Source organism: Psychrobacillus sp. FSL W7-1493 (assembly GCF_038004905.1).
Lineage (GTDB): Bacteria > Bacillota > Bacilli > Bacillales_A > Planococcaceae > Psychrobacillus.
Genome location: NZ_JBBOSB010000001.1, coordinates 3,309,933 through 3,326,531, shown reverse-complemented (window position 1 = coordinate 3,326,531; position 16,599 = coordinate 3,309,933). Strand labels below are relative to the sequence as shown.

Here is a 16,599-nt window from a genome sequence, read left to right as displayed (position 1 = left end):
AACGGTGGAGCGAATGTTAATGGGGGATACTAAATCTGAGAATTATGAGCAGCTCATCGATGAACTGATGAGTACACATGGTCAAGATATATTGCAGCTAGTCTATGCTTACGTACATAACGAAACGATTGCTGAGGATTTAACACAAGAGATTTTTGTGAAGTGCTACAAAGGGTTACCGAGCTATAGAGGACGATCATCTATTAAAACATGGTTATGGCGCATTGCCATCAATCATGCAAAAGACTATTTAAAAAGCTGGTATAACCAAAATGTCAAGATAACAGAAGATACTATTCTAAATAGAACTACATTGTCTTCAAGCGTAGAACAAATCGTTGTCCAGCAAGATGAGGATACCGAGCTTGCAGCAGCTGTCATGAGCTTGCCTATTAAATACCGCGAAGTGATCTACTTAGTTTATTTTGAAGAACTGACTATGAAGGAAGCAGCGACCGTTTTACAGCTAAATGAAAATACCATTAAGACGAGGCTGCGCAAAGGAAAACTTCTTTTAAAGAATATATTGGAGGGATCTGAATGGAAGAGCGATTGAAGGGCTTAAAAAAAGCTATGAAAAATACTACATTTGAGCATCTGCAATTTTCAGAGGTACATCGCCAAAAAGTAAATGACCAAATTAAACAAATCTCACCAGTTGCTTTAACAGAAGAGATTTTACCTCTTTTAGTAGAATCCAAGACGGGTAGTGAGTTAGTAGAGCTTCTGCATGTTAGAGGAGAAAAATCTATTAGATTTAATGAAGGAGCTGTATATACCTCACTTCATCTAGCGGAACAAAACGGTGAGCTAGAATCCTTTTGGACTGAAGGAGAAAAATACTATAGATTATCGAAAAAGGGACTTAAGCTATTACAGAAAAAGCATCCTTCTACAGCAGCTCGTTTCTCGCTAAGGCAGTTATTTCACGAGGTGACTACAGATGAGTATTAAAGAGTATTTACAGTCAGTAATTGCACATATTCGCTCCAAAGAGGCAAAAAGTTATATAGAAGCTGAGCTAGCTAATCATATGGAACACTCGAAGATGTCTTGGATGACAAAAGGATATACGGAAAAGGAGGCAGAGGGTAAAGCTGCTTTCGAAATGGGCAGTCCTACCGTGCTTGGTAAATCATTAAATGAAATCCATAAGCCTAAAATAGATTGGCTGCTTCTCTCCTTACTCATTGGAATATTATTACTGAGCTTTTTGCCAATTGTGGCTTTGAATCAACCGCATTATGAGTACAGATATGGTCATATGATTCCTGCGTTTTTATCTAATCATGTAATTCATATTATCTTAGGCTTTGTCGTAGCTCTTGGGTTAATGTTTTTGGATTATCGAAAGTTTGCACAATTGGGTTATGTTTTTTTCGGCATTGCTTCCGTATTTATTATATTTTTATATGGTTTTTACAATGTACAAATAAACGGAAAAGTAATGATCCAAATTGGGTTTATTAGTTTGAAGGTTTGGATGGCGATCCCACTTTACTGTATTGCCTGGGCAGCTTTGTTTTCAAAAAAGAACTTTGCCTTATGGAAAGCGTTTGTACTAGTTGGACTTTCATTTATTTTATTTAGTATGAATGCCGACTTGTCAATTTTATTAATTTACGGAGCTCTTGTTGGAGTATTATTCATGAAAAGTAAGTTTTCTAAAAAGCAAAAAAGTATAGTTTTTGGAGCTGTGGCAGCTTTAATCATTAGCTTTATTATATTTACGTGGTTCAGCTATCAAAATGGAAGCATCGCAAAATACCAGATAGACCGTCTATTGGGCTTCTTAAATCCAGCAGGTTACGCTGAAGGTGCAGGATATATGAATGTATTGCTTACAGATTTACTACAAGGAGCTAAATGGTTTGGGGCAGGAACTACCTATAAACTACCTGAAGCACATACAGATTTAGTGTTTGGACATCTAATTCAATACTATGGTTTAGCTGTGGCGATTGGAATATTTATAATACTAAGCTTAGTGATTATGCGCTTTTTACACATTACTTCTTCCGTGAAGGACTCCTTTGGAAGATTAATCATTACAGGATGTATTACAATTTTCTCAACACAATTCATCTATGCCATTGGAATGACAGTTGGGTTAGTTCCAATTGTATCGATATCACTACCGTTTTTTAGCTATGGATTTATGCCAACCGTCCTCAATGCTTTGTTAATAGGCTTAGTTCTTAGCGTGTATAGACGAAAACACTTTGTACAGACACTCCAGGTTCCCAAAATAACTTCTAAGACAAGTCATTAAACAAAAACTAATGACTTGTCTAGAACGTAAAGACATGTTATTATATGAAACGTAAGTTTATACATTTCTGCTACATATGCGATTGACATCAATCGGATCGTGTAAGGTATCAGTTTCATAACCAACTCTGTTCCAGATGGTTCAGGGCGAGAGGAGAGATAGAGATGAAAGCAGGAATTCATCCCGATTACAAAGAAGCAACAGTATCATGTTCATGTGGTAACTCATTCACAACTGGTTCTGTAAAATCAGACATTAAAGTCGAGTTCTGTAACGAATGTCACCCATTCTATACTGGACGTCAAAAATTCGCAGCTGCGGATGGCCGTGTTGATCGCTTCAACAAAAAATACGGAATTAAAGAAGAAACTCAAGACTAATAACAAAATACCTGCAGAGCACTTAGTGCTTTGCAGGTATTTTTGTTTATGGTTTAGGAAATTATAAAATTCGGAACCTGTGGATTAATTGGTGTCTAGCTCCACCGCCTTGCCCCTCGGGGTCAAATGGATAAAAGCTGCTCCTGCGCAAGCTCGTCGCAAACAAGAGCGTTTGCGGTGGCTGAGGAACTGCCTCCTCGCTTTTCTCCATTTGCCTGTCGGGGCAGGGATAGGCGCTTGCGCTTTTCTTATGACAATTCCTTTAAAATAGTTTCGGGGAATACACCCGTATGATATAAATAGATAGAAGCAAAATACATAGTCGATAAGTAAGGAGATATATCATGGCTCAACTATTTTTTAAGCATGGCGCGATGAACAGTGGAAAATCAATTGAAATTCTAAAGGTAGCACATAATTATGAAGAACAAAACAAACCAGTCGTAATTTTCACCCCTGGTATTGATACTCGTGATGAGGTGGGACACGTCTCTAGCCGAATTGGCTTGAAGAGAAAGGCCACTGCAATTTATGATGAAACGAACTTATATGAAGTAGTAAAAGAAATAGATCCGAAACCATATTGTGTGTTAATCGATGAGGTGCAATTCTTAAAAAAAGAGCATGTTCTTCAGCTTACACAAATTGTAGATGAACTAAATATCCCTGTCATGGGCTTTGGCTTAAAGAATGACTTCCAAAACGAAATGTTCGAGGGCAGTAAATATATGTTGATCTATGCGGATAAAATCGAAGAAATGAAAACGATATGCTGGTTCTGTCATCGCAAAGCAATCATGAACTTACGAGTGGATGAGAGCGGTCAACCAGTATATACAGGAGAACAAATTCAAATCGGTGGAAATGACTCCTATTATCCAGTTTGCCGCAAATGCCACTCCAATCCTCCGCTTACTCAGTGAACAGAAGTAGGTATTTCTAATAAAATATAGAGAACCTTGCGGAGACGGCGATGAACCTTGCAGAGATAGGGATAAACCTTGCGGAAATGAGAAAGAACCTTGCAGAAAGCCAAAAACCTTGCGGAGACGGCGATGAACCTTGCAGAGACGGGCATAAACCTTGCGGAAATGAGCAAGAACCTTGCAGAAAGCCAAAAACTCTGCGGAGACGAAGCGAAGCCTTGAACAAACGGTTCCCACCTGTGCAGTTGAGCTATCAATCCGTAAACCAGCAGATGGCGAGCGAAATTGCATCTTCGCGAGCGCTTTACTTAATAGAATAGGTATATATTCTTTCATTAGCATAAAGGCCCTTTAAAATAGAAAAAGTAGCAAGCGCTACGCTTTTTCTTTATAATAGTACTATTAGACATATAAATGAACGAGGTGAGCACGATGTTTGATCGATTACAATCGGTAGAAGACCGTTATAATAATTTAAATGAATTGCTTAGTGATCCAGATGTAGTGAATGATACGAACAAGCTAAGAGAGTATTCAAAGGAACAATCGAATCTACAGGCGACAGTGGATGCGTATAGAGAATATAAGGATGTTAAAAGCCAATACCAGGATGCAAAGCAAATGCTTGATGAGAAGCTAGATGCAGATATGCGTGAAATGGTGAAGGAAGAAGTGAACGAGCTAGAAGGGCAGATTGCTGAGCTAGAAGAGCGTTTACGTATTTTGTTGATCCCGAAAGATCCGAACGATGACAAAAACGTTATTATGGAGATCCGTGGGGCTGCGGGTGGAGATGAGGCAGCATTATTTGCAGGGAATCTTTTCCGTATGTACAGCAGATTTGCGGAAACACAAGGCTGGAAAATCGAGGTTATGGAATCGAATCCAACGGGTTTAGGCGGATATAAAGAAATCATCTTTATGATTAATGGTAATAATGCCTATTCTAAGATGAAATACGAAAATGGTGCACACCGCGTGCAGCGTGTTCCAGAAACTGAGTCAGGTGGCCGTATTCATACCTCGACTGCAACAGTTGCAGTTCTTCCAGAAGCGGAAGAAGTAGACGTAGAGATTCACGAAAAAGAAGTTCGTGTAGATACTTTTGCATCATCAGGTGCTGGTGGACAATCGGTTAACACGACTATGTCAGCTGTTCGTATGACCCATTTACCTACAGGAATCACTGTTTCCATGCAGGATGAAAAATCTCAGATTAAAAACAGAGAAAAAGCAATGAAAATTCTTCGTGCACGTGTAGCGGATAAGTTCCGTCAAGAAGCGCAAGCAGAGTATGATGCTGTTCGTAAATCAGCGGTAGGGACTGGTGACCGTTCGGAACGAATTCGCACATACAATTATCCACAAAATCGAGTGACGGACCACCGTATCGGTTTAACTATTCAAAAGCTAGACCAAATTTTAGAAGGCAAGCTAAATGAAGTGGTAGATGCACTGATATTAGAGGATCAAGCTGAAAAATTAGAAAGAATGAATGATACAAATGTCTAAGACCATTTATGAGGCCCTGAACCGGGCTTCTTCTTTTTTAGAGGAGAATAACCGTGAAAAAGAAGTAGCTCGTTATATTTTACAATTTGTCCTAGGGAAAAATTACTCTGCGCTTATGATGGCCATGTATGAAGAGATATCAACAGATTCTTTTAATACCTTCTGGAGCTATGTGGAGGAGCATGCAACCGGTAGACCGTATCAATATATAATTGGTCAGGAAACCTTTTATGATCGAGAATTTTTAGTGAACGAGTCTGTTTTAATTCCCCGACCTGAAACCGAGGAACTAATAGAAGAGGTAAGAAAGCGTGCACCACATCTATTTAAGGGTAAAAACCCGTTAAATGTTGCAGATATTGGTACAGGAAGTGGAGCCATTGCGATTACTATTCAAAAGGAACTGCCAAATGCAAAGGTGACTGCTACAGATATATCTGAGAATGCATTACAGGTAGCAACTCAAAATGCAGAAAGACTGTCAGCGATTATCGACTTTAAACAAGGAGATTTGGCGGAGCCTATATCACATGAAAAATGGGATATTGTTTTATCGAATCCACCTTATATTGCACATTCAGAGGCGCCAAGCTTATCAGATACAGTGATAGATTATGAACCGCATTTGGCTTTATTTGCAGATGAGGATGGTCTTTTACTTTATCGTAAATTAGCAGAGCAGCTACCTTCCTTGATGAATTCAACTAGTTTAATAGGTTTTGAGATTGGCTATGAGCAGGGGCCAGCTGTTGCTGATATGCTTCAAAAAGCCTTTCCTAAAGGGAATGTAGAGGTCATTCAAGACATTAATGGAAAAAATCGTTTTGTTTTTTGTACAAATGCTGAATAAGATATGAATCTATTGGTAACAATGTTCCTAAGGGAGGAATGTTACATGTTACCAGATTACGAGATAAAAAGAGCAGGTAAAGTAGGACAAAAAATAGATGCAGTTATTCTCTTTGTATGGATGCTATTGGTTATTCAAACGATATTATTTGTTTTCATTCATAATGCGGAACAAACGGAGGCGATGCGCTTTCGATTAGTTGCTAACAGCAACACCGCTTATGATCAGCAGGTGAAAATGGAAGTACAGGATAAAATAGCGCCAATCTTAGTCAATTATGAAAAGGATCCAGACGCTACGATAAAAGAATTAGAGAAGACAGTCCTGAGCCTATCAAGTAGCTTGCAGGAGAAGATGACAATCACACAAGGGCAAACGATCTTTCCGCCAAAGGAATGGGAAAGTGGAATTGCAGCTCAGACGCAGGTGGAGGCGATTGTAGTTTCTATCGGTAGTGGAAGAGGAGATAATTGGTGGTGTGGTCTATTTCCTAAAGCATGCTATAAAGAAGAAGTAAAAGAAGAAAAGCCTAAATTCTTTGTTTGGGAATGGTTAAAAAAGAAATTTTCCACATAGTTTTCCACAATTGTCTGAAAGTTATTAACATTTTGTGGATAAGGTTCTAAAAAAGGAGAAGTTACGTATGAATACAAAAATTTTATCTGTGGGTAACTTATCCACAGAAGGAATAAGTTATACAGAGGCCGTCCATTTATTACATTCGGGTGAAGTGGTAGCTTTCCCAACGGAAACTGTTTACGGCTTAGGAGCCATCGCAACGAATGAAAAAGCGGTAGCGAAAATTTTTGAAGCAAAAGGCAGACCCCAGGATAATCCTCTTATTGTGCATATTGGATCTAAGGATGAAATTAGTGATTTCATCTCTCACATCCCGGAAAATGCACAGCTATGTATGGATGCATTTTGGCCAGGACCATTAACGTTAATACTACCGCTGAAGGAAACTGTTTTGGCTTCCAATGTTAGCGCAGGCTTGGATACAGTCGGGGTAAGAATGCCTAATCATCCCGTGGCTTTAAAACTTTTACGTGAACTAAAACTTCCGGTTGCTGCTCCGAGCGCAAATCGAAGTGGAAAACCTAGCCCAACTAAAGCAAGACACGTGTACAAGGATTTAAATGGTAGAATCCCTGCTATAATTGATGGCGGAGCAACTGGGATGGGGCTTGAATCGACGGTGCTTGACTGTACTAGTGAGATTCCAACTATTCTACGACCAGGTGGAGTAACAAAGGAAATGCTTGAACAAGTTATTGGCCAGATCAATGAAACAAAGCTTGTAGATAAATCAGAAGCTCCAAGAGCACCTGGCATGAAATATGCTCACTATGCCCCAAATGCACCTGTCTATTTAATAGAGGCATCAGTACACTCGATACAAGAAGCTATCGCTAGTATACATAAGGAAGATAAAAAAGTTGCCCTCATTGCAACGGATCAATTGAAAGTAGTAGATGCCAACTATTATTTTTCACTTGGTAACCATGAACAAGTAAAAGAAGCTGCTCATTTGTTATATGAGGCACTTAGAAGCTGCGACGATACAGATGCAGATATCGTGCTTGCCCCTGTTTTCCGAAAGGATGGCGTTGGAGCAGCAATTATGAATCGTTTAGAAAAAGCAGCGGATGGCAAATGGTTTTTCGAAAAGTAAAACAAGTAAAAAAAGGTTGTCTATATTTTGTATTCTCTCCCGTCCATTTGCATACATTTAATTATGCAAATAGACGGGAGAGATTTTTTTGTGGACAGAAATATTAGCAGGATTCTTAATGTCGGTAGATGTACTTATCTTATTTTCTCTTGTATCATATAGAAAACAGGTTTTGACTCTAGCTGCTTGGGTCGCATCCTTACATATGCTCTTCCCCTTAATAGGTTATTATGCAGGTGTTTTGGTACAAACCTATTTACAGCAGGCAAGCCCTTATTTATCAGGAGTCCTGCTAACCTTGGTAGGTCTTCAAATGGTATTATCAAAATCTCCAAAAGAAATACCGATGATGCCACCATATATCTTGGCTATAGTAGCGAGTCTAGATACCTTCTCGGTCAGTATTTCCTTTGGTATGCTCCAAATAGAAAAGTTCATTTTTATTCTAAGTGCAGGCATCTTTGCTTTTGTTGGAGTACTTGTTGCACAGAAAATTATATATAAAAACACTGTTATGAACAGAGGCATGATCATGAAACTGGCCGGTGGAGTTTTATTAGTCATGGGCTTGCTTACTCTTCAAAATCTATAACAAAATAGATAGCCGATACACATTAACATAAAGGAATGATTAGTATGAATATTTTATTTGTCTGTACAGGTAATACTTGTAGAAGCCCGATGGCAGAGGCCATTTTAAAAGCAAAGAACTTAGCTGATGTAAATGTGAAGTCAGCAGGTATTTATGCAATGGATGGGGAAAAAATGTCTTTAAATAGTCAAAAAGTTCTAATAGACAACAACATTCCTTTTACCCATAAATCCTCCTCCCTACGGCCGTCTATTGTGGAGTGGGCAGATCTAATTTTAACGATGACTGCTGCTCACAAACAGGCCCTTATTTTTGCTTTTCCCGAAGCAATTTCTAAGATTTATATGTATAAAGAATTTGTAACTCCGGACGATATACAGGATGTAATGGATCCTTTTGGAGGAAACCTGGGTATATACGAACGGACTTATGAAGAACTTAGTATGCTAACAGAGGGATTAGTCAAGAAGCTATAGGGGGAAAAGGGATGAAAGAGAAAAGAAAAAGGCACGCTTTTGGATTTCAAAAGAAAATTGTGCTTTTTGTAACGGTTCTTGCTTTAATTACTTATTCAACAAGTGCATTTTTTATCAATTATGTACAGCCTTATTTACAATCAATCGATATAAATATAGGTTCGCTCCCATTTGAAATTCTTACATATGCTTTAGGTATATTCTGGTCAGGCCTTCTTGCTTACTTTTTCAGTGGGTTAATCATCAAGCCTCTGTTTAACTTAGAGAAGGTTGCAACACTTGCCTCAGAAGGTAAAATTGGTGTGGATGTAGAAGTTCCAAACTCTAAAGATGAGATTCAATCCGTAGCTATTGCCTTCCAAACGATGTTAGAAAACCTTCGTGAAATGGTCCAAGGAATAGAAGAAAACTTTGATAAAACAAACAACAGTGTACAAAAGCTTGCAGAAGAAGCTTCCGTTGCATCTGATCAGGCAGAGGCAATCGCCTCTACTATAGCTCAGATTTCCGAAGGAGCAGAGCAATCCGCTATGGCTGTTCAAGAAACAGCTGAGTCAGTGGAGGATGTTAGAGTACTTGCTTCAGAGGTAAATAAGCGTGCTGAAAAATCGTCTGCACAGTCAAAAGAAATGATTACCGAGCTATCAGAAACTACTAAGGTCATACAATCTTTAGTGAGTGGCATACAAAAAATTGCCTCTGGCAGTGAATCTGCTTTAGGGAACGTTCATCAGTTAGAAGAGAATGCCAGCAAGGTTGAAAGTATCATTCAGTTAGTTGGAGACATAGCAGCACAAACTAATCTGCTAGCACTGAATGCTTCTATAGAAGCTGCACGTGCAGGAGAGCATGGTAAAGGCTTCGCGGTAGTAGCAGAGGAAGTACGTAAACTTGCAGATGAAAGTGCGAAGGCAGTGCAAGGTATTTCTACCCTTATTCTAGCGATACAAAGTGATGTTCAAACAGTAGTTCAACAGATGACGAACCAAGTAAGCTTTGCAGTTGGGGAAGCAAAACGTGTATCTGAAACGAATGCAGCAGTAGAAGGTATGTCGACAAAAGTTCATGAAATGGCTGAATCAGTAGTAGAGATTTCTTCTCTTGTAGAAAAACAGCTATCTAATATAGAAAGCACCGCTCGACAATCTCAGGATGTGGCAGCGATTGCAGAGGAAACTTCAGCGGGAGCAGAGGAAGTAAGAAGTGCTACGGATGAACAAGCTCGCTCTATTGAACAAGTTGATATTTTAACAGAAGACTTGAAACGTCAGTCCGAAGATCTGTTCCAGGTGATCTCTCAGTTTGACCGTACTACCCGATAATGTTATAAAATGAATATGTCAAAAACTGATACAGCTCAAACGATTTGAGTTGTATTTTTTTGCTCAAAAAGATGGTATGATGAATTTGAGTACTAAACAGAAAAGAGGGAACAAGATGAAAATTGCAATTTCTTCTGATCACGGAGGCAATAACCTTCGTAAAGAAATTATTCAACAGCTTGAAGAACTCGGACTTTCCTATAAGGACTTTGGTCCACAGACAAATGATTCTGTCGATTACCCTGACTATGCAGCACCGGTAACAGAAGGTGTAGCAAGTGGAGAGTATGATCGTGGAATTTTAATTTGTGGGACGGGTATTGGAATGTCCATCGCTGCCAACAAGATTAAAGGAATTCGTTGTGCTTTAGTGCATGATGTTTTTTCTGCTAAAGCAACACGTTGTCATAATGACTCTAACGTTCTTGCAATGGGAGAGCGAGTAATTGGTCCAGGCCTTGCACGAGAAATCGTGGCAACTTGGTTAGCTCAAGAATTTGAAGGTGGTCGTCACGAACGCCGTATTGAAAAAATTTCAGCTTTAGAAAAATAACTTTGAATAGAGGGATTTCAGATGGAAGCAAAAAATTTGTGGCAACAGCAAATGGAACAGCTTCTCCTGGAAGTGGAGCAGCAAATAACTTTTCATGAAAATGATTTGTTCGTTGTAGGATGCTCTACCTCTGAAGTAATCGGGAAAAAGATAGGAACTGCCGGTGGGTTAGAGGTAGCAGAGGTTTTATTTGAACCGATTCGAGCATTTGCGGAGCGCAATAAAATACTTCTGGCCTTTCAAGGCTGTGAACATATCAATCGTGCATTAACGATGGAAAGAGCCTCACAGCAGCTATATAGACTGCCGGAGGTTTCAGTTATTCCAGTTGTTCGTGCAGGAGGCTCTATGTCCGCCTACGCATATACCCAATTCCAGGACCCTGTAGTGGTTGAGCATGTGCAGGCTAAAGCAGGACTTGATATTGGTCAAACAATGATTGGCATGCAGCTGCAACCAGTTGCTGTACCGATACGTGTATCCACCAAAATGGTAGGGGAAGCGATTATAACGATCGCTAATACTAGACCAAAACTTATTGGCGGGGTACGAGCATTTTACGGATGAATTTAGAGGAGGAACTAGAAGTGAAAAAGATTCAATCACAAGATCCAGCAGTATTTGAGGCAATGTTATCAGAGAAAAAACGTCAACAATCAAACATCGAACTTATTGCATCAGAAAACTTTGTATCAGAAGCTGTAATGGAAGCACAGGGTTCTGTTCTGACAAATAAATATGCAGAGGGCTATCCTGGCAAACGCTATTACGGTGGCTGTGAGCATGTAGACGTAGTAGAGAATATTGCTCGCGATCGCTTAAAAGAAATTTTTGGAGCAGAGCATGCAAATGTGCAACCACATTCTGGTTCTCAGGCTAATATGGCCGTTTATATGACAGCTTTACAGCCAGGTGACACTATTTTAGGGATGAACTTATCCCACGGCGGGCATTTAACGCATGGTTCTCCTGTAAACTTTAGTGGAATTCAATATAATTTCATTGAGTATGGTGTAAACAAAGAAACAGAAATGATAGATTACGAGGAAATTCGCTCTATCGCTCTAGAACACAAGCCTAAAATGATTGTTGCTGGTGCAAGTGCATATTCACGTACAATTGACTTCGCTAAATTCCGTGAAATTGCTGATGAAATTGGAGCATACTTATTCGTAGATATGGCTCATATAGCAGGCTTAGTAGCTGCAGGTCTTCATCCAAACCCAGTACCACACGCTCATTTTGTGACTTCTACAACGCACAAAACGTTACGTGGACCACGTGGTGGATTGATCTTAACTACTGAGGAATTCGCTAAGAAAATTGATAAAACTATTTTCCCAGGTATTCAAGGTGGGCCATTAATGCATGTAATTGCTGCAAAAGCGGTTGCTTTCGGTGAAGCACTTCAACCTGAGTTTAAAGAATATCAACAGCAAGTGGTTGCAAATGCTAAGGTATTAGCTGATAGCTTAACAGCAGAAGGAGTTCGTATTGTTTCTGGTGGTACGGATAACCACGTTATGCTATTAGATGTTTCTGCACTAGGCTTAACTGGTAAAGTAGCAGAGCATGTACTAGATGAAGTAGGAATTACTGCTAACAAAAATACAATTCCTTTCGATACTTCTAGCCCATTCATTACTTCAGGAGTTCGTGTAGGAACACCAGCGGTATCTTCACGTGGCTTCAAAGAAGAAGAAATGAAAGAAATTGCTTCTATTATTGCTAAACTTTTAAAGAATCATGAGGATGCTACAGTAATTGCTGAAGCGAAAGAAAGAGTGCAAGCTCTAACTAATCAATTCCCTCTATATAATTAACTGTTGTGTGGGAGGCCTATGACTGTGTCATAAGCCTCCCTTATCTATGGCCAAAAGTAATTCTCCAATCATCGAGTGTGGTACAAGATTAAAGAAGCGCGCTATCGGGGAAGATACTATTGGAGGTTGGGTAGATTAACTATTCAAAAAATCATTTTAAGATGAATGAGCTGAATGAACCTCTTTGGTCAAACAATAAAGACAGCTCTTGTCTGTGAACCAATTTATTTGTGTAAAAAGACTTTTAAGTTAAGCAACAGATAATTGTTCAACTGCATGAAATAGACGCAATATTAAGTCCTTGTGATTACTAGTATGAATACTACCGTTTTTGTTATAATGGCAAAGATGAAAAAAAACAAGAAGGAGAGATGTAATATGGCAAAAGTATACGTATTTGATCATCCACTGATTCAACATAAACTTACATATATCCGTGATGTGAAAACTGGTACGAAAGAATTCCGTGAATTAGTAGATGAGGTAGCGACATTAATGGCCTTTGAAATTACACGTGACTTACCTTTAGAAGAGGTGGAAGTAGAAACTCCTGTTCAGGTTACAAAATCGAAAGTAATTGCAGGAAAGAAATTAGGACTAGTACCAATTCTTCGTGCGGGTATAGGCATGATCGATGGTATGCTAAATCTTATTCCAGCTGCAAAAGTGGGACATATCGGACTATATCGTGATCCAGAAACATTAAAACCGGTTGAATATTACGTGAAGCTTCCTGCAGATGTTGCTGATCGTGACTTTATCCTAGTAGATCCAATGCTTGCAACTGGCGGTTCTGCCATAGAAGCAGTTAACTCTCTGAAAAAGCGTGGCGCAATGAGCATTAAGTTTATGTGTCTAATCGCTGCTCCTGAAGGTGTAAAAGCACTTCAAGATGCTCACCCAGATGTTGATATTTATATTGCTGCATTAGATGAAAAGCTAAACGACCACGGTTATATAGTTCCTGGTCTTGGAGACGCAGGAGACCGTTTGTTCGGAACGAAGTAAGGGAAGTAAGTTCTCTATTTGAGTAAAAATTAGTTAATTAGGTAATGCTTGCAGTAAGTTGGCCTTCTTTCTACGTAAGGTCAACGTACTGCATAAATGTATGGTAAGATTGTAAAGGTGTGACTAAGCGGATTAAGTATTTAATAGAAGAATGCCCCTATTATTAAAAGTTGCGAAATTTTCTTTTAAATTTGTCGATAAATTGTCAATCTAGTCATCTACGTGAAGTTTTTCACTGATAGCAATTGACATCAAATAGACCCTATTGTATGCTTACAAAGGATAAATCATGATAGGGGTTTCATGCGTGAAACGCTTGATGTATCAACTTTCTACTAGATTCACAGTTTTTACTTATATTAGGGGAAACGTGAGTACACTTTTATGCGTCATTTTGACGTCCGTTACAAGGGATAGCTCTATTTTTAGCGATTCTCTCACAGCTTGTAGGTTCTATAGACGATACGTTCACATTTTAGTGAATTGATCATACTTTTGGAACCACTCCAATCTTTTAGTGATTTGTTTATGCCTAGTTTTTATAACGAAAGCAACGAGAATCACTACCATTCGAAAATACGATTCAGGAGATTAGACCAATGCTAGAAATGCAACGTATTTTTACGAGGCAAAAGAAGTACATAATTTTTTTGCTTGCGATCTGTGTTCTTGGATGGGCATTTACGCCGTATTCTGCTATTTTTGCGGGCTTAGCAGTAGGTTCCTTATTCGGTCTGTACAATTTCTGGATACTAGTACGTAGAATGGAAAAATTTGATCGTGTGATGTTAGGTGAAAAGGGACGAGCAGGCTTAGGGACAAGCTTTCGGTTTGCCTCAGGTATTGCTGCAGTTGCAATTGCACTTATTTTCCCAGATGATATACATCTAATTAGTACGGTTATCGGATTAATGATTCCCTATGTTCTACTTATTGTAGAACGAATTTTGTTAGTTAGAAATCAGCCATGAGTATGTGAAAGAGAGGTGAAAGAATCGTGGGACACTCAAATCCAGAATTTGTGCTTTGGGGTATGACGGGGAACTGGTCAAACATCCTTATGTTGTTTGTAACTTCTCTGATCGTTTTCTTAATTGCATTTTTTGCAACGAGAAGCTTAAAGCTTAAACCAACTGGGATGCAAAATTTCATGGAGTGGATTATGGACTTCGTGAAAGGAATTATTAAAAGTAATTTCGACTGGAAAACAGGCGGAAGATTCCATATTCTAGGAATTACATTAATCATGTTTATCGCAATAGCCAACTTATTAGGTTTACCGTTTGCAATTACGTATGACGGAGTGCTTTGGTGGAAATCACCGACAGCAGATCCAACAGTTGCTATGACACTATCAGTGATGATTATTGTTTTAACTCACTATTACGGTATTAAGATGAAAGGTTTCAAACAGTACAATATTGATACTTACTTGAAGCCAATGCCACTATTATTCCCATTGAAAGTTATAGAAGAATTCGCAAATACGTTGACACTCGGTCTACGTCTTTACGGTAATATCTATGCGGGGGAAGTATTATTAGGCTTAATCGCAGGTTTAGCAACATCTAGTATTTTTGGCTTTTTCGGAGCAATCGTTCCGGCAATGGCTTGGCAAGGGTTCTCTATCTTTATCGGTGGAATCCAAGCATTCATTTTCGTTATGTTAACAATGGTTTATATGTCACATAAAGTGTCAGCAGACCATTAATATAACTGTTTAGGAAACTAGGCAGAAAATAAAAAAAAAACAACATTCCAAGGAGGAAATTAAACAATGGTAGGTTCAGTTGGTCTTTTAGCAGCAGCTATAGCAGTTGGTTTAGGTGCACTTGGTGCAGGTATTGGTAATGGTCTAATCGTTTCAAAAACAGTAGAAGGTATCGCTCGTCAACCAGAAGCACGTGGAGCTTTACAAACAGTTATGTTCATCGGGGTAGCGTTAGTTGAAGCCGTGCCGATTATCGCAGTAGTTATCGCGTTTATCGTATTAAACCAATAGTATTTATATTTAAGTCTATAATGGCGGAAACTAACTCCGCCATTCTCTTTATGAAAAAACATGAATTAGAAAATAATAAACACAAGTTTAAACATTATAGAAGCAAGATCTCTTAATAGCGTTTGAAAGGAGTGAAACAATCGTGTCTTTTGAATACCTAGTACTTGGTGCTGGTGATACTCATAATGGGTTAAATGTTTGGGATATCGCAGCTACATTATTCTTCTTCATCTTATTGATGATCTTATTGAAGAAAGTGGCTTGGGGTCCTTTAATGGGAATCATGACACAGCGTGAAGAGTTGATCGCGAGCGAAATCGAAGCAGCTGAAACTAGCCGTCAAGAATCTCAGCGTCTACTTGAAGAACAACGTGACTTACTAAAAGAAGCACGCACAGAAGCGTTAGCGATTGTAGAAAATGCGAAGAAGCAAGGGGAAGCATCACGTGAAGAAATTATCACTACTGCTCGCTCAGAAGCTGCGCGTTTGAAAGAATCTGCTATCCGTGAAATCGATACAGAAAAAGAAAGAGCGATTGCAGCGGTACGACAAGAAGTCGTTTCACTATCTGTACTTGCAGCAGCTAAAGTTCTTGAAAAAGAAGTTTCGGAAGAAGATAACCGTGCGCTAATCGAGGCAACGATTGCGAAGGCAGGCGAAGTTAATTGAGTAATTCAACTGCAGCAAAACGCTATGCCATCGCATTGTTCGATCTAGCACAACAAAAAAACGAAATTCAAGCAGTAGAAAATGATTTACGTGAGCTTAATGTAGTCTGGAAAGGCAATAAAGATTTGAAAACATTGTTTACATCTCCTAAGCTTTCTATAGATAAGAAAAAAGAGCTAGTACGTCAAATTTTCTCAAACGCTAATCCAATCGTCATCAATACACTTCTAGTGCTTATTGACAAGAAAAGATTAAGCGAAGTTACAAACATCATTGAAGAGTTTATGACCCTTTCTAATGAAGCACAAGGTGTTGCAGATGCAAAGGTGTATACAACTCGTGAGCTTACAGAAGTAGAGCGTGCAAACGTTTCTACGGTATTTGCTAAAAACGTAGGTAAACAATCATTACGTATTCAAAACATCGTTGATCCATCTATTATTGGTGGTATCCGCGTTCAAATCGGAAACCGCATTTACGACAGCACTCTAAGTACAAAGTTAGATCGCTTAAAACGTAACTTGATCGGTTAATATTA

General features: G+C 38.9%; 21 protein-coding genes. All 21 read left to right on the top strand.

Annotated features, from left to right (window positions below; all coding sequences use genetic code 11):
- The first annotated feature begins 13 nt into the window (after positions 1 to 13).
- The 21 genes from MKX96_RS16480 to MKX96_RS16380 all read left to right on the top strand — a co-directional run bounded on the left by MKX96_RS16480 (position 14) and on the right by MKX96_RS16380 (position 16,594).
- Positions 14 to 556, top strand: a complete 543-nt coding sequence (locus MKX96_RS16480; RefSeq protein ID WP_340886090.1) for a sigma-70 family RNA polymerase sigma factor — start codon at positions 14 to 16, stop codon at positions 554 to 556.
- Positions 541 to 954, top strand: coding sequence for a helix-turn-helix transcriptional regulator (locus MKX96_RS16475; protein WP_340885406.1), 414 nt, complete (start codon positions 541 to 543; stop codon positions 952 to 954). The genes MKX96_RS16480 and MKX96_RS16475 overlap by 16 nt, the downstream gene beginning before the upstream one ends.
- Positions 944 to 2,272, top strand: coding sequence for an FtsW/RodA/SpoVE family cell cycle protein (locus MKX96_RS16470; RefSeq protein ID WP_340885404.1), 1,329 nt, complete (start codon positions 944 to 946; stop codon positions 2,270 to 2,272). Before MKX96_RS16475 ends, MKX96_RS16470 begins: the two co-directional genes overlap by 11 nt.
- 164 nt (positions 2,273 to 2,436) lie before the next feature.
- Positions 2,437 to 2,652: a 50S ribosomal protein L31 gene (gene rpmE / locus MKX96_RS16465; RefSeq protein ID WP_340885400.1), complete on the top strand. Its 216-nt coding sequence runs from the start codon at positions 2,437 to 2,439 to the stop codon at positions 2,650 to 2,652.
- 344 nt (positions 2,653 to 2,996) lie between these two features.
- On the top strand, positions 2,997 to 3,575 hold the full coding sequence (locus MKX96_RS16460; RefSeq protein WP_169359456.1) for a thymidine kinase: 579 nt from the start codon (positions 2,997 to 2,999) through the stop codon (positions 3,573 to 3,575).
- A gap of 435 nt (positions 3,576 to 4,010) precedes the next feature.
- Entirely contained in the window at positions 4,011 to 5,090 is a 1,080-nt protein-coding gene (gene prfA / locus MKX96_RS16455) for a peptide chain release factor 1 (protein WP_169359458.1), read from the top strand.
- The gene (gene prmC, locus MKX96_RS16450; RefSeq protein ID WP_340885397.1) at positions 5,083 to 5,940 is read left to right on the top strand and encodes a peptide chain release factor N(5)-glutamine methyltransferase; all 858 of its coding nucleotides are present in this window, start codon (positions 5,083 to 5,085) and stop codon (positions 5,938 to 5,940) included. The genes prfA and prmC overlap by 8 nt, the downstream gene beginning before the upstream one ends.
- A 45-nt stretch (positions 5,941 to 5,985) precedes the next feature.
- A complete protein-coding gene (locus MKX96_RS16445; protein WP_340885395.1) occupies positions 5,986 to 6,516 on the top strand; it encodes a stage II sporulation protein R in 531 nt (176 codons plus the stop codon).
- Between the two features lie 67 nt (positions 6,517 to 6,583).
- Positions 6,584 to 7,615 carry an L-threonylcarbamoyladenylate synthase gene (locus tag MKX96_RS16440; protein ID WP_340885392.1) on the top strand — a complete coding sequence of 344 codons (1,032 nt, stop codon included), beginning with the start codon at positions 6,584 to 6,586 and terminating at the stop codon, positions 7,613 to 7,615.
- An 88-nt stretch (positions 7,616 to 7,703) separates the two neighbouring features.
- Positions 7,704 to 8,207, top strand: a complete 504-nt coding sequence (locus MKX96_RS16435; protein WP_340885390.1) for a manganese efflux pump — start codon at positions 7,704 to 7,706, stop codon at positions 8,205 to 8,207.
- Positions 8,208 to 8,251: 44 nt separating this feature from the next.
- A complete protein-coding gene (locus MKX96_RS16430) occupies positions 8,252 to 8,683 on the top strand; it encodes a low molecular weight protein arginine phosphatase (RefSeq protein ID WP_340885387.1) in 432 nt (143 codons plus the stop codon).
- 11 nt (positions 8,684 to 8,694) lie between these two features.
- Positions 8,695 to 10,005, top strand: coding sequence for a methyl-accepting chemotaxis protein (locus tag MKX96_RS16425; RefSeq protein ID WP_340885384.1), 1,311 nt, complete (start codon positions 8,695 to 8,697; stop codon positions 10,003 to 10,005).
- A gap of 115 nt (positions 10,006 to 10,120) precedes the next feature.
- Positions 10,121 to 10,558 (top strand): ribose 5-phosphate isomerase B, encoded by a 438-nt coding sequence (rpiB, locus tag MKX96_RS16420; protein ID WP_298471536.1) that lies wholly within the window; start codon positions 10,121 to 10,123, stop codon positions 10,556 to 10,558.
- Between the two features lie 21 nt (positions 10,559 to 10,579).
- Positions 10,580 to 11,125, top strand: coding sequence for a TIGR01440 family protein (locus MKX96_RS16415; protein WP_340885380.1), 546 nt, complete (start codon positions 10,580 to 10,582; stop codon positions 11,123 to 11,125).
- Between the two features lie 20 nt (positions 11,126 to 11,145).
- Complete coding sequence (gene glyA / locus MKX96_RS16410) at positions 11,146 to 12,381, top strand: serine hydroxymethyltransferase (protein WP_445678201.1); 1,236 nt, start codon at positions 11,146 to 11,148, stop codon at positions 12,379 to 12,381.
- 378 nt (positions 12,382 to 12,759) lie between these two features.
- Positions 12,760 to 13,389: a uracil phosphoribosyltransferase gene (gene upp / locus MKX96_RS16405; RefSeq protein WP_169359468.1), complete on the top strand. Its 630-nt coding sequence runs from the start codon at positions 12,760 to 12,762 to the stop codon at positions 13,387 to 13,389.
- A gap of 599 nt (positions 13,390 to 13,988) precedes the next feature.
- Positions 13,989 to 14,360, top strand: a complete 372-nt coding sequence (locus MKX96_RS16400) for an ATP synthase subunit I (RefSeq protein ID WP_340885372.1) — start codon at positions 13,989 to 13,991, stop codon at positions 14,358 to 14,360.
- A 26-nt stretch (positions 14,361 to 14,386) separates the two neighbouring features.
- The gene (atpB, locus tag MKX96_RS16395) at positions 14,387 to 15,100 is read left to right on the top strand and encodes a F0F1 ATP synthase subunit A (protein ID WP_169359470.1); all 714 of its coding nucleotides are present in this window, start codon (positions 14,387 to 14,389) and stop codon (positions 15,098 to 15,100) included.
- Positions 15,101 to 15,166: 66 nt separating this feature from the next.
- Positions 15,167 to 15,391, top strand: coding sequence for a F0F1 ATP synthase subunit C (atpE, locus tag MKX96_RS16390; RefSeq protein ID WP_144540512.1), 225 nt, complete (start codon positions 15,167 to 15,169; stop codon positions 15,389 to 15,391).
- A gap of 142 nt (positions 15,392 to 15,533) precedes the next feature.
- On the top strand, positions 15,534 to 16,061 hold the full coding sequence (gene atpF / locus MKX96_RS16385; protein ID WP_169359471.1) for a F0F1 ATP synthase subunit B: 528 nt from the start codon (positions 15,534 to 15,536) through the stop codon (positions 16,059 to 16,061).
- Entirely contained in the window at positions 16,058 to 16,594 is a 537-nt protein-coding gene (locus MKX96_RS16380; RefSeq protein ID WP_340885366.1) for a F0F1 ATP synthase subunit delta, read from the top strand. Before atpF ends, MKX96_RS16380 begins: the two co-directional genes overlap by 4 nt.
- Positions 16,595 to 16,599 lie beyond the last annotated feature (5 nt).